General features: G+C 65.8%; 14 protein-coding genes. 5 read left to right on the top strand and 9 right to left on the bottom strand.

Going from position 1 to position 12,619, the window contains the following annotated elements; genetic code table 11:
- The first annotated feature begins 8 nt into the window (after positions 1-8).
- Entirely contained in the window at positions 9-1,304 is a 1,296-nt protein-coding gene (gene mltA, locus ASE95_RS00530; protein ID WP_082449389.1) for a murein transglycosylase A, read from the top strand.
- Positions 1,279-1,818, top strand: a complete 540-nt coding sequence (locus ASE95_RS00525; protein WP_056629985.1) for a Smr/MutS family protein — start codon at positions 1,279-1,281, stop codon at positions 1,816-1,818. Before mltA ends, ASE95_RS00525 begins: the two co-directional genes overlap by 26 nt.
- Here the strand turns inward: ASE95_RS00525 and dapE are convergent.
- Complete coding sequence (gene dapE, locus ASE95_RS00520) at positions 1,801-2,934, bottom strand: succinyl-diaminopimelate desuccinylase (RefSeq protein ID WP_082449386.1); 1,134 nt, start codon at positions 2,932-2,934, stop codon at positions 1,801-1,803. The genes ASE95_RS00525 and dapE overlap by 18 nt on opposite strands.
- A 70-nt stretch (positions 2,935-3,004) precedes the next feature.
- Entirely contained in the window at positions 3,005-3,682 is a 678-nt protein-coding gene (locus ASE95_RS00515) for a glutathione S-transferase family protein (RefSeq protein ID WP_056629981.1), read from the bottom strand.
- A 145-nt stretch (positions 3,683-3,827) separates the two neighbouring features.
- Here ASE95_RS00515 and ASE95_RS17480 point away from each other — a divergent pair, with 145 nt between their 5' ends.
- A complete protein-coding gene (locus ASE95_RS17480; protein WP_156347829.1) occupies positions 3,828-3,983 on the top strand; it encodes a hypothetical protein in 156 nt (51 codons plus the stop codon).
- A 7-nt stretch (positions 3,984-3,990) separates the two neighbouring features.
- Here the strand turns inward: ASE95_RS17480 and yihA are convergent, their stop codons facing one another.
- The 5 genes from yihA to rpmH are packed head-to-tail and all read right to left on the bottom strand — an operon-like array spanning position 3,991 to position 7,104.
- The gene (gene yihA, locus ASE95_RS00505; protein WP_443025396.1) at positions 3,991-4,641 is read right to left on the bottom strand and encodes a ribosome biogenesis GTP-binding protein YihA/YsxC; all 651 of its coding nucleotides are present in this window, start codon (positions 4,639-4,641) and stop codon (positions 3,991-3,993) included.
- Positions 4,638-6,341, bottom strand: coding sequence for a membrane protein insertase YidC (gene yidC, locus ASE95_RS00500; protein ID WP_056629976.1), 1,704 nt, complete (start codon positions 6,339-6,341; stop codon positions 4,638-4,640). The genes yihA and yidC overlap by 4 nt, the downstream gene beginning before the upstream one ends.
- A gap of 18 nt (positions 6,342-6,359) precedes the next feature.
- Positions 6,360-6,572 (bottom strand): membrane protein insertion efficiency factor YidD, encoded by a 213-nt coding sequence (gene yidD, locus ASE95_RS17150; RefSeq protein WP_082449380.1) that lies wholly within the window; start codon positions 6,570-6,572, stop codon positions 6,360-6,362.
- Entirely contained in the window at positions 6,569-6,922 is a 354-nt protein-coding gene (rnpA, locus tag ASE95_RS00495) for a ribonuclease P protein component (RefSeq protein WP_056629971.1), read from the bottom strand. Before rnpA ends, yidD begins: the two co-directional genes overlap by 4 nt.
- Before the next feature lie 47 nt (positions 6,923-6,969).
- Positions 6,970-7,104 (bottom strand): 50S ribosomal protein L34, encoded by a 135-nt coding sequence (rpmH, locus tag ASE95_RS00490; RefSeq protein ID WP_028056723.1) that lies wholly within the window; start codon positions 7,102-7,104, stop codon positions 6,970-6,972.
- 420 nt (positions 7,105-7,524) lie between these two features.
- Between rpmH and ASE95_RS00485 the strand changes: the two genes are divergently transcribed.
- Positions 7,525-9,033, top strand: coding sequence for a YifB family Mg chelatase-like AAA ATPase (locus ASE95_RS00485; RefSeq protein ID WP_056629968.1), 1,509 nt, complete (start codon positions 7,525-7,527; stop codon positions 9,031-9,033).
- An 87-nt stretch (positions 9,034-9,120) separates the two neighbouring features.
- Here the strand turns inward: ASE95_RS00485 and ASE95_RS00480 are convergent, their stop codons facing one another.
- Entirely contained in the window at positions 9,121-10,443 is a 1,323-nt protein-coding gene (locus ASE95_RS00480; protein WP_056629964.1) for a dicarboxylate/amino acid:cation symporter, read from the bottom strand.
- A gap of 72 nt (positions 10,444-10,515) precedes the next feature.
- Between ASE95_RS00480 and ASE95_RS00475 the strand changes: the two genes are divergently transcribed.
- Positions 10,516-11,772: a M24 family metallopeptidase gene (locus tag ASE95_RS00475; RefSeq protein ID WP_056629961.1), complete on the top strand. Its 1,257-nt coding sequence runs from the start codon at positions 10,516-10,518 to the stop codon at positions 11,770-11,772.
- On the opposite strand, the gene ASE95_RS18130 is transcribed toward ASE95_RS00475, so the two are convergent.
- A complete protein-coding gene (locus ASE95_RS18130; RefSeq protein WP_056629957.1) occupies positions 11,769-12,488 on the bottom strand; it encodes a choice-of-anchor E domain-containing protein in 720 nt (239 codons plus the stop codon). The two genes, ASE95_RS00475 and ASE95_RS18130, sit on opposite strands and share 4 nt — an antisense overlap.
- Between the last annotated feature and the right edge of the window lie 131 nt (positions 12,489-12,619).

Below are 12,619 nucleotides of genomic sequence, written 5' to 3'. Positions count from 1 at the left end.
GGGGCGGGATGCGAACGAAAGCGACGCTGGCGATAGCCGGCGCTCTCATCACGACGGCGTGTGTCGGGCCGGGAGGGCGGTCGGTCCCGCCCCCGCCCCCCGGACGATCGATCGATGCCGTACCGCGACCCTCTGGCACCTCGATTCCGCCGCGGCCTGCCCGACAGCCGGTCGCGTCAACGCCACTGTCGGCCGTGCCCGCGATCGCGATACCGGGCGCTACCAGCGCCGCTCAGGCCGGATTGACCCGTGCCGCCGATCTTTCGACGCTTCCGGTGGACGCCGCAAAGGCTGCTTCGGCGCTGGAAGCGTTTCGTATTTCGTGTCCAAGCCTCGTGCGACGCACCGACACATCGGGTCTGACGATCGCCACCGATTGGCAGCCCGCTTGTGCCGATGCACTGCGCGGCGGCGCGCAAGATGCGGTGTCGTTCTTCCGTCGCTGGTTCGAGGCCGTACAGGTGGCGGATGGCCGCGCCTTTGCCACCGGTTACTACATTCCCGAGATCAAGGGCTCGCGGCAGCCGCGACGGGGTTACGTGCCCATCTATGGACGTCCGACCGACCTGATCGAAGTCGATCTAGGCGCGTTTTCGCCGACATGGGCGGGAAAGAAGATTCGCGGTCGCGTTCAGGGTCAGGCGCTGCAGCCTTATTTCGATCGCACGGCCATCGAGGAAGGTGCCTTGAACGGTCGCGCGCGCGTGTTGGGCTATGCCGCCGACGCGGTGGAGCTGTTCTTCCTTCAGGTACAGGGTTCCGGCTTCATACGACTTGATGAGGGCGGGGTGTTGCGGATCGGCTACGATACGCAGAATGGCCGCGATTATACCGGTATCGGGGCTCTGATGAAGAGCCGCGGGCTACTCGGTCCCGGACAGTCGACGATGCAGGGGATTGTCGCCTGGCTGCATGCGCATCCCGAAGAGGGGCGCGCGATCATGCGCGAAAACAGAAGCTATGTTTTCTTTCGCGAACTCAGCGGGGCGCCGCAAGGGGCGCTGGGGTTGCCGGTAAGTGGCGGCGCAACCTTGGCGGCGGATCCGAAGTTCGTGCCGCTGGGTGCGCCGGTTTTCCTGTCGATGGACCGCGGCGATGCGAACGGCATCTGGATCGCGCAGGATACGGGTGGCGCGATCAAGGGAAGCAACCGCTTCGATACGTTCTGGGGCGCGGGCGAGGAGGCGCGCGCGATTGCGGGCGGCATGAGCGCGCGGGGCACCGCGTTCGTCCTGTTGCCGCGTGGCAGCTACGAGCGCTGGCGAGCAGGGCAGGCGAGTGTCGGGTCGACGCCTCGGCCCTGACGAGGAGGCGCTGTGGGCGCGCGTGCGGGTAACCGTTCGCGCGATGCCGGGCCGCAAGGCGGTGGCTCTGCCTGCTGGTCGCCCACCCGCGCCGTCTATCAAGGACAAGGGCAACCTCATGCCGTCCGTACAGGCTCCGCTCACCCAGCTCATGCCACGTCGCGAGCCAGGCAATACGCTTGATGGAGGCTGGGACCGGCGCCTCGCGAGCGGGACCGTCGCGCCGGACCGCACGATCGACCTGCACGGGCACACACTCAGCTCCGCACATGCCGCGCTCGAACTCGGGCTGGCGCAGGCGATCATGCACGGCGATCGGGTGATCCTGCTCGTCACCGGCAAGCCGCCGCGTCCGGAAAGCCAGCGGCCTCACGCCCGCGGGGTGATCCGTGAGTCGATCCCGGACTGGCTGAAATTGTCCGGCTATGCCGGGTCGATTGCGGCGGTGCGTAACGCGCATCCCCGGCATGGCGGGGCAGGGGCGCTTTACGTCGTCCTACGTCGTCGGCGCTGACCACGCGCGCTGGATGATAAGCGTGTAGATTTCGGTGAGTTGCTCCAGATCGGCCACGGACACGGCTTCATCGGCCTTGTGCATCGTGGCATTGAGGAGACCGAATTCCACGACCGGGCACAAGGCGCGAAGGAAGCGCGCATCGGACGTGCCGCCGGTGGTCGAGAGTTCTGGGATACGGCCGGTCACCTCCAGCACCGCCGCGGACACCATCGCCGACAACGCACCCGGCGGGGTCAGAAACGCCTCGCCCGAGATCCGGGGCGTGACGACCGCTTCGGGTGCATGCCGATGAACGATCGCTGTGACCCGGCTGGCGAGGTCTACGCCGCTGTGTAGATCGTTGAAGCGGATACTGATGCGCGCGGTCGCTCGCGCGGGGATGACATTGGCGGCGGGGTTGCCGACGGTGATGTCGGTGACCTCGAGATTGGAAGGCTGGAACCATTCGCTTCCGTGGTCGAGGACGAGTGCGTCCAGTTCCGTGAGGATCGCGAGCAGGCGGGGGACCGGATTGTCGGCGAGGTGTGGGTAGGCGACGTGCCCCTGTCGACCGGGGACGTCGATCCAGATGTTGACCGACCCGCGTCGCCCGATCTTCACCATGTCGCCAAGCGACGCGACCGAGGTCGGCTCGCCGACCAGACACAGGTCGGGGATCGAGGCCCGCTCGCGCATCCGTTCGATGAGCGCAACGGTGCCGAACGTCGCAGGGCCTTCCTCGTCGCCGGTGATGATGAGACTCAGTCGTCCGCCGTCCACCGGGACGCGTGCCGCTGCAGCGACGAATGCCGCGACCGCTCCCTTCATGTCGACGGCACCACGCCCGACCAGCAACCCCTCGCGAAGCTGCGGAACGAAGGGGGCGCCGGACCACCCGTCGCCGGCTGGAACGACATCGACATGTCCGGCGAACGCGAGATGCCGGCCGTAACCGCCGCGCGTCGCCAGCAGGTTTTCGACCGGGCCGTCCGGCGGGTGGCCGCTCATTCGGCGCTCCACGGCAAATCCCAGCGGCAGCAGGGCATCTTCCAGCACGTCGAACACGGCACCGCGCGCCGGCGTGACGCTTTCGGCGGCCATCAGCGCGCTGGCGAGCTGAACGACGTCCGTCACGAGCCGTGACGTCGCGCCAGAGGCAAACGGTCACTGCCACGTTCTGACGAACCAACGCGAGCGATCGCCTTCATACGATCGGCTGCTCGAACTTAGCGATCACCCAATCCTCCTCCTGCGCCGCCGCAATCCAATCCTGCATGAATGGATGGTTCAGCACTGCCATTACATAGGCGGCGGCAAACCGTGGCGTGGGCAGCGAGTACGTCGCGATGCGCGTGCAGACCGGAGCGAACATGATGTCGGCAGCGCCGAACGCTCCGAACAGGAAGTCGCCGCCGTCTGGTCCAGTGGCGCTGCCGAAGCGTGCGCGTGCCTGTGCCCAAAGTTCGAACAGCCGCTCAAGTTCTACCTGCACATCATCGTCAGGCGTCGTCGGTGCATAGATCTGCCGGATATTCATGGTGTGCTTGCGGCGGAGGGCGGCGAAGCTGGAGTGCATCTCGGCCGCCATCGACCGGGCCATGGCGCGTGCCGCATCGTCGGCAGGCCAGAAGCGATCGCGTCCTACCTTGTCGGCGAGATAATCGACGATCGCAAGGCTGTCCCAGACGACCGCATCGCCATCCCACAGGATCGGCACCTTTCCCGATGACGGCGCAAACTCGTCTCCTTCGCGGCGGCGATCCCATTCCTGATCGTAGAGCGGGACCACGACTTCCTCGAACGCCAGTCCCGACTGACGACAGGCGAGCCAGCCGCGGAGCGACCAGGATGAATAGGCCTTGTTGCCAATGATGAGCTTCATGGTCCCCGGTTACGAGGCAATGCGCCGCGGGGCAACGGCGTGCGGGACAATCGCGACCCGCGCGTTAACCGAAGCCCTACACCTGATCGCAGGCAGGCTCCGGTACGAAGAACGTTACCATCACCATGACGACGGAGCGCGTGGCATGACCCAACTTCCCGGTAACGACATGGCACTGGGTGCCGCCATCCCGGCGTTCGTGCAGGCGCCGACTTTCGTCTTCATGCAGCATGCACCGCTGCCAAGCCGGTCCGAGATACTGCGACAGCAGATCGCGGCAGCCAGCCGGACCGCGCGGTGACGATCGGTTAGCCGATCGCCTCGATTACAGCGGCGCGCAGCTCCGGTATGCCCATGCCACCTTCGCTGGAGGTGACGATGATGTCCGGGTGCGCCGCCGGACGGCGTCGCGCCTCTGTCTCGGTCGCCGCGACCGTGACCGCAAGATCGCTTGCCTTGACCTTGTCGGCTTTGGTCATTACCAAACGGTAGCTGACGGCGGCGCGGTCGAGCATTTCGAGGATTTCGCGATCGACGTCCTTGATGCCGTGGCGGCTGTCGATCAGCACCAGTGCGCGTTTTAGCGCCTGCCGGCCGCGCAGATAGTCATTGACCAGGAATCGCCACTTCTTGACGATGTCCTTGGGTGCCTTGGCGAAGCCATATCCAGGCATATCGACCACGCGGAAAAGCAGTGGGTCGCCCACGTCGAAGAAGTTGAGCTCCTGTGTTCGTCCGGGCGTGACCGACGTCCGCGCCAACGCCTTGCGCCCCACAAGCGCGTTGAGCAGCGACGACTTGCCGACGTTCGAACGTCCGGCGAACGCCACCTCCGGCACCTCCGCGTCGGGCAGATGCTCGAGCGCCGGGGCAGACTTCAGGAACTCCACCGGGCCGGCGAAACGCTTGCGCGCCGCCTCGATCGCATCCTCGTCGAAGATCGGTTGCACGTCGCTCACTTCTCCGGCGCATTCTTCAGCTGCGGATGGCGGCTGTAGAGCCATTTCTGCTGCATGATCGATATGCAGTTGGTGGTGATCCAGTAGATCTGCAGCCCCACCGCGAAAGGGGCCATCACGAACATCAGCACCCAGGGCAGGATGTTGAACACCTGCTGCTGCGCCGGATCCATCTGTGTCGGGTTCAGGCGGAACTGGAAGAACATGGAGATGCCCAGCAGCACCGGGACGACGCCGATTGCGAGGAAGTGCGGTAGCGTGATCGGGATATAGCCGAAAAGGTTCAGGATCGTCGCGGGATCGGGTGCGGACAGATCCTTGATCCACAAGGCGAAAGGCTGATGACGCATTTCGATCGTCAGCATCAGCGCCTTGTACAACGCGTAGAAGATCGGAATCTGGATCAGCGTCGGCACGCAACCGGCGAGCGGGTTGACCTTCTCCGCCTTGTACAGCGCCATGATTTCTTGTTGCTGGCGCTGCTTGTCGTCCTTGTACCGTTCCTGAAGCGCCTTCATCTTCGGCTGAAGCGCGCGCATGGCCGCCATGCTGGCAAATTGCCGCTGTGCGATCGGGAACACCAGCGCCCGGATCGTCAGCGTCAAAAGGATGATCGCCACACCGAAGTTGCCGATCAGCCGGAACAGCCAGTCGAGATAATAGAAGATCGGCTTCTCGACCAGGCGGAACCAGCCCCAGTCGATCGCATAGTCCAGCTTCACCACCTGCCCGCTGTCGGTGTAGCGATCGAGCAGCTTAACCTCCTTCGCGCCGGCGAACAGCTTGGCCGTCTGAGTCAGCTGGCGACCCGGCGAAAGCAGTTGCGGCGCGGTGGTGAAGTCGGCCTGATAGGCCTGGTTCGCACCGGCGCGGAACTGCCCGTCGAAGGCACGCGCCTGATCGGGGACCAACGCGGCGAGCCAGTATTTGTCGGTGAAGCCGAGCCATCCACCGGTCGTGGTGAATGTGGTCGGTGCCTTGTCCACGTCGCTGAAATTCGGATTGTAATGCGCCGCGCCGTTGCTGACCGACATCGGTCCGGTGTGGATCGTCCAGCTGTCCGGATCCTTCGACACGCCGACACGGTTGACGAGGCCGTAAGCAGCGACCGGCACTGCGCCGCCACCACCGTTGGCGACGGTCTGCTTGATCGTGAACAGATAATCGTTGTCGACGGCGATTTCGATGGCGAACCGCTGACCCTTGGCATTGCTGGCGGTCAGCGTCACCGGCTTGCCGGGCGTCAGCGTCGGTGCCGAAGCGGCCCAGACCGTATCGGCGCCGGGCGGCACCAGACCCTCGTCACGCCAGCCGAAACCTGCGAAGTAGGCGTCCTGCGTTCCCGCGGGCGAGAAAAGGCGGATCGGCGGCGAGTTCTTCGCAACCGTCTCGTTATAGCGGATCAGCACCAGATCGTCGATCCGCGCGCCCTTGAGGCTGATCGAACCCTTCAGGGCTGGCGTGTCGATGCGGACGCGCGGGGTCTCCGACAGGACGATGCGACGGTCGCGCAATGCGGCAGACGAGTCCGCGGTGGGGTCCGCCGCCGGGTTGGGCACCGGCTTGCTCTTCCCATCGACGATCTTCGTCGCGGGCGGGTTCGCCGCCGGGAAGACGCGGCTCTGGATCAGCGGCCATCCAAACAGGATCAGCGCCGCGATCACCGCGAACAGCACGAAGTTCTTGCTTTCTTGCTTCACCAGCGTCCCACGCTTTCCTTATGGCACCGGATCATGACCGTGCCCGCCCCAGGGATGACAGCGCGCGATGCGGCGCACCGCCAGCCAGCTACCTTTGCCAGCGCCATAGCGGCGAAGCGCCTCGATTGCATAGGCGGAACATGACGGCTGAAAGCGACACGACGAGGGCAGCAATAACGACGGACCGAGTTGCCACCCACGTGCCAGCAGGATCAGCAATCGTGCCATCACCGTTTCGGCCTGGACCGGTTACCACCGGGCGCTATCGTCCGGCTCTTCGCCAGCGCTTTGGCAAGATGCTCGCGCAGCGTGCTCCAGTCCGCGGTCAAGGCCGCCTCGCGTCCGATCAGGACATGATCGGCACCCGGCCAACCATGTTCGGGCAGGATTTCACGGGCGAGTGCGCGGAAGCGGCGTTTGATGCGATTACGCACCACCGCGTTGCCAACCTTCTTTGTGACCGTGATCCCGATACGCATGGCGTCATCGCCGTCGTCGCGGATATTCACGAGAAGCACAAAGCCGGGCATCGGAGCCCGACGCCCGGCATTCGCGGCCAGATAATCCGGCCGACTGGTCATCCGCCCGACCGCGACGCGAGTCGCAGCCGGGTCGGCGTCCGTGTTGATTACGCCGACAGCTTCTTGCGGCCACGGGCGCGGCGCGCACGGATCACCGCCCGGCCGCCGACCGTGGCCATCCGCGCGCGGAAGCCGTGACGGCGGGCGCGCACCAGATTGCTCGGCTGAAAGGTCCGCTTCATCGTTCATGTCCCGAAAATCGAATGTCAAAAGAGGCCGCCCCTGCGGACAGCCCGAAAGAAGATCGCCGTTAGGGGAGGCCTGCGTCGAAGTCAACGCGCACCGGCACGATCGCGCGCGCGCTGCCCCGCCGCATCGCCAGATCGACGACGCCCCCGGTCCCCGGCCAGCGTCGTTTTGCCCGCGCGAACCCGCCCATCGCTCGTGCCGAGTTGCGGAGGATGAGAGTCAGGCCAGCTGCCATCGGAAACACGCCTCCCGGTCCGGGTAGCGGCGCGATGATGGCGGCAAGCAGGAGCAGCGCGCCGCCGAGTGCCCGCTGTAGATATCGAAAGATCTGGCGCAGGTGTGTTGCGGTTGCGAGTCACCGCGTGCCATTCCCTGGGCGCCCAAACCCGCTATGAACACCATCGGGGGGAACCATGGTCGCAATCGTATCGACAGTAGCCTATCTGCGGCTGGAGGCGCGCAGCGTCGAGGTTCAGGTCCAACTGATCCCGGGCCTGCCGGCGTTCAACGTCGTCGGCCTTGCGGACAAGGCAGTCGGAGAGAGCCGGGAGCGGGTGCGCGGCGCGATCGCCGGGATGGGCTTGTCGCTGCCGCCGAAACGGATTGCGGTGAACCTTTCCCCCGCCGATCTGCCCAAGGAGGGCTCGCATTTCGACTTGCCAATCGCCCTCGGGCTGCTGGCGGCGATGGGCGTGGTCGACGCCGAGGCGTTGGCAGATTATGTGGTGGTCGGCGAACTGGGTCTCGACGGCCGACTGGCTTCGTCACCGGGGGTGCTGCTGGCCGCGCTCCATGCTGCCGAGACGGGCAGGGGACTGATCTGCCCCGCGGCGCAGGGCTCCGAAGCGGCGTGGAGTGGCAGCATCGAGGTGGTCGCCGCGCCAGACCTGTTGGGCTTGCTCAACCATCTGAAGGGGCACGGCTTGCTGGCGCCGCCGCAGCCAGGCGAGGTGACCTCCGCGCGAAGCGGCCCGGATCTACGGCAGGTGAAGGGTCAGGAAGTTGCGAAGCGCGCGCTGGAGATTGCCGCCGCTGGCGCACACAATCTTCTGTTCGTCGGTCCGCCGGGGGCCGGAAAGTCGTTGATGGCGGCTTGCCTACCTGGCATCCTGCCACCGCTCGATCCAGCGGAGGCGCTGGAAGTGTCGATGGTCCAGTCGGTCGCCGGTACACTGCCGGGCGGTGCGCTGACCCGCGATCGTCCATTCCGCAGCCCACACCATTCCGCGAGCATGGCGGCACTGACGGGCGGGGGATTGAAGGTGAAGCCCGGCGAAGTCAGTCTGGCGCATCACGGGGTGCTGTTCCTCGACGAGCTGCCCGAGTTCCAGCGCGCGGTGCTCGATTCGCTCCGCCAGCCGCTCGAAAGCGGTACGGTGAGCGTCGCGCGGGCCAATGCACATGTGACCTACCCGGCGCGCGTGCAATTGATCGCGGCGATGAACCCGTGCCGGTGCGGTCATCTTGGCGATGCCAGCCTCGCTTGCGCGCGGGCGCCGAAATGCGCGGCGGATTACCAGGCCAAGGTCTCCGGACCGCTGCTGGACCGTATCGATCTGCATGTCGAGGTCGCTGCCGTCAGTGCGGTCGATCTGGCGTTGCCGCCGCCTGCCGAGGGATCGGCCGAGGTCGCGGCGCGGGTGGCGTCGGCGCGGGCGATACAATCCTCGCGCATGGCCGAGCTGCATCTGCGCACCAACGCCGAACTGGACGGCGAGGCGCTTGAGCGCTTCGCCACGCCGGATGAGGCGGGGCGGGCCCTGCTCGCGCAAGCTGCGGTCGCGATGAAGCTGTCGGCGCGGGGCTATACACGAATACTTCGGGTGGCGCGAACGATCGCCGACCTTGCCGGCGTCGAAACGATTGGCCGTATCCATGTCGCCGAGGCGCTGAGTTATCGACGCCAGCCGCCACGCAACTAAGCTTTTGCGGAAATCGGCGCGGGCAGGGCAGGCGTGCCCGGTTCTCTCCGCGAAGGTGTCGCCACGCCGTCACCCCACGGAAGCGGCTCACACGTCGCGGAAGCTCTCCACCGGGCGAGCCGGCCCATTGCCCGCGGGGGCGGCGGGCGGATCGACAGCGATGGGTTCACGAGGGTCAAGCCCGCCTTCCCACTTGGCGATTACCGCACTTGCCACCGCGTTGCCGATCACATTCGTCGCGGTGCGGCCCATGTCGAGGAAGTGATCGATCGCCAGGATCAGCAGCAGCCCCGCTTCGGGCAGGTTGAACATCGGCAACGTCGCGGCGATCACGACCAGGCTGGCGCGGGGCACGCCGGCGATGCCCTTGCTGGTGACCATCAGCACCAGCAGCATCGTCACCATCTGACCCATCGACATGTCGATGCCATAAGCCTGTGCGATGAAGATCGACGCGAACGTCATGTAGATCATCGAGCCGTCGAGGTTGAACGAATAGCCGAGCGGCAGCACGAAACTGGCGATGCGCGGGGGCACGCCGAAGCGGTCGAGCGCCTCCAGCATACGCGGATATGCCGCTTCCGACGACGCGGTCGAGAACGCCACCAGCAACGGTTCGCGGACATGGCGGATCAGCTCGCGGATACGCGGGCCGATGAAGAGGAAGCCGATGCCGAGCAGCACCGCCCAGAGTGCCAGCAGGGTCAGGTAGAAGCTGCCCATGAAATAGGCGAGCTGGCCGATCACCGCCGGTCCGCGCTCGGTCAGCGTACCCGCGACCGCCGCGAAGACCGCGACCGGAGCAACGCGCATGACGTAATCGGTGACCTGCAACATGACGTGCACCAGCGCATCGATCGCTTTCACAAGCGGCGCCGCTTTCTCGCCCACGGCGGTGATCGCGACGCCGACGAAGACCGACATCACGACGATCTGCAGGATCTCGTTCTTGGCCATCGCGTCGACCATCGATGCCGGCACGATGTGGGTAAAGAAGTCCTTGAGGTTGAACGCCGCGGTCTCCAGTCCGCTCGACTGCCCTGCGGGCGGCAGGGCAAGGCCGACGCCGACGCCGGGCTGCAACAGGTTGACCATCACCAGCCCGAGGCTGAGCGACAACAGGCTTGCCGAGATGAACCACGCCAGGCTCCGCGCGCCTATCCGGCCGAGTGCGGCGGTATCGCCCATTTGCGCGATCCCCGACACCAGTGTCGCGAATACCAGAGGAGCGATGATCATCTTGATGAGGCGCAGGAATAATGTCGTCAGTATCGAGAAATATCCGGCGATCTCGGTCGTCCGCGCCTGTGCCGCGGGCGTTCCGTCGTCGAGCCAGCCGTTCAGCCCAAGTCCGACGATCAGCCCGAGCACCAGCCCGGCAAGAATGTAGAAGGTCAGCCGCTTGGCCATTCGATGCTCCCGTACGTGCTCGCTAGGAAGGGGATTGCGGCGGCGCGGTCAAGCGCCGTATCGCTATCGGCCATGACCCATCCGTCCTTTCGCCCGACCCGACGCGCGCTGCTCGGCGGCGGTGTGGCGCTTCTGGCTGCGTCCGCAGTACGTGCCGCCGGGCCGGACCTTGAGGCACTTACAGACCTGACCACCAATGCGGCGCCGATCGGCGCGGCGGAGCGGGCGGCACGGCTGGAGCGGGCGCAAACGCTCATGCGCGCGAACGGTATCGGTGCAATCCTGATCGAGCCCGGATCGAGCCTGATCTATTTCACCGGTGTCCGTTGGGGGCGAAGCGAGCGGTTGACCGCGGCGATCCTGCCGGTGGAGGGCGAGCCGTGTATCGTCACGCCTTTCTTCGAGGAACCTTCGGTACAACAGACGTTGGCCGTGCCCGCCGAGGTTCGCGTCTGGCAGGAGGATGAAGATCCGCTGAAAGTGGTCGCGGGCTTCCTGCGCGACCGGAAGCTGGCGGGGCGATCGGTGGGTATCGAGGAGAGCGCCCGCTATTTTGCGTTCGACGGACTGGCCCGCGCGTTGCCCGGTGCTCGACTGGTCAGCGCCAACCCGGTCGTACGCGGCTGTCGCATGGTGAAGACCGCGGCCGAGATCGCGCTGATGCAACTGGCGACCGACGTGACGATCGCCGCCTATCGCTGGACCTATCCGCGGGTTGAGAAGGGGATGACGGGAGCGCAGATCGGCGCGCTGATGAACGCCGCAACCCGGAAGCTGGGCGGCGATCCGGAATTCGCCCTAGCGTTGATCGGTCCGGCCTCCGCGCTGCCGCATGGCAGCCGCGAGGTCGTTCGCGTCGATGGCGGACAAGTGGTGCTGATGGATTGCGGTTGCACCGTGCTGGGCTACCAGTCCGACGTGTCGCGTACCTGGGTGCACGGCACGGCGACCGCGGAGCAGCGCAAGGTATGGGATCAGGTCAGGGCCGGGCAGGCGCTGGCATTCAGCACGGCGCGAAACGGTGTGGCGGCCGGCGCTGTGGATGATGCGGTGCGCGCCTTCTACGAGCGGCTGGGCTATGGACCGGGCTACCGTTTGCCCGGCCTCTCGCATCGGACCGGTCACGGGATCGGCATGGATGGGCACGAGCCGGTCAACCTCGTCCACGGCGAGCAAACCAGACTGGCGCAGGGCATGTGCTTTTCCGATGAGCCCGGGCTGTACCTGCCCGGTAAGTTCGGCGTGCGACTGGAGGATTGCTTCCACATGGCCGCCGATGGACCGGCGTGGTTCAGCACCCCGCCGGCCTCGATCGATCGACCTGTCTAGCCCAATGCGGACGCTGTTCGACGCCGCCGACGCAGCGCCGCGCCGGTCACGACGAACCCGGTCAGCATCATCGCCCATGTCCCGGGTTCGGGAACGGCCGGCGTGTAGTCGTACGTCAACGTGTAGTTCGCGGCGCCGCACAGGCTTTCCGGCAACCGCAGCGGCTCGCCCCCCAGCACGCCGCAACCCTCCGACAGCTGGTTGATCTCTCCGCCAAGCGGCACGCCCGAAAAGCGCGTATCGCCCGAGTCGATCAGGTAACCGAGATCGAAGCCATCGAACGTGGTGCGTCTGCCGACGAACTCCGCCGGGTCGAAATCGTAGCTTGCGCTTCCTGTGGCGGTGACCTCGAAATATCCGAACGACACATCGTCGAATGCCCGATCCAGCATCACGTCGCTGCGGCCGGTGCCGGTCAGCGATACGAGCGGGCGACCGAGCGCGTCATTGTCGGACCGAAACAGCCACTTGCCGTCGATCGCCCAGTCGATGCTCGCCGAGGTAATGCCGCCGGATGGTGCGCTCACCACCCATGCGCGCGTCTTCGTCAAGTCGACGGTCAGGGTGACCTTGTTGAGCGTGCCTTGTGTGGGGTCGAATCCGTCGAACCCGCGCAAGGCGCCCTGCTCACTATCCACCTGAATGATCGTCGCAGCCCACGCAGCGTTCGTCAGGCAAGCCGCCGCTGCCGCGGCGAGCCAGAATGAACCTTTCATTGTCGTTAACCCCCACCTGCTTCTTGATCCGCCTTGCACACCCATGTGCGTGTCACAAGGCGACTTGGCGGAAAGAGGCGGAAGGTGACTTTCGCGCAACAGCGGCGCTGTCGAGGCGACTAGGCACGGCG

The organism is Sphingomonas sp. Leaf231 (assembly GCF_001421995.1).
In the GTDB taxonomy this organism is placed as follows: domain Bacteria; phylum Pseudomonadota; class Alphaproteobacteria; order Sphingomonadales; family Sphingomonadaceae; genus Sphingomonas.
The sequence above is the reverse complement of the archived record's forward strand: the minus strand, read 5'-3'. Positions and strand labels throughout refer to the sequence as shown.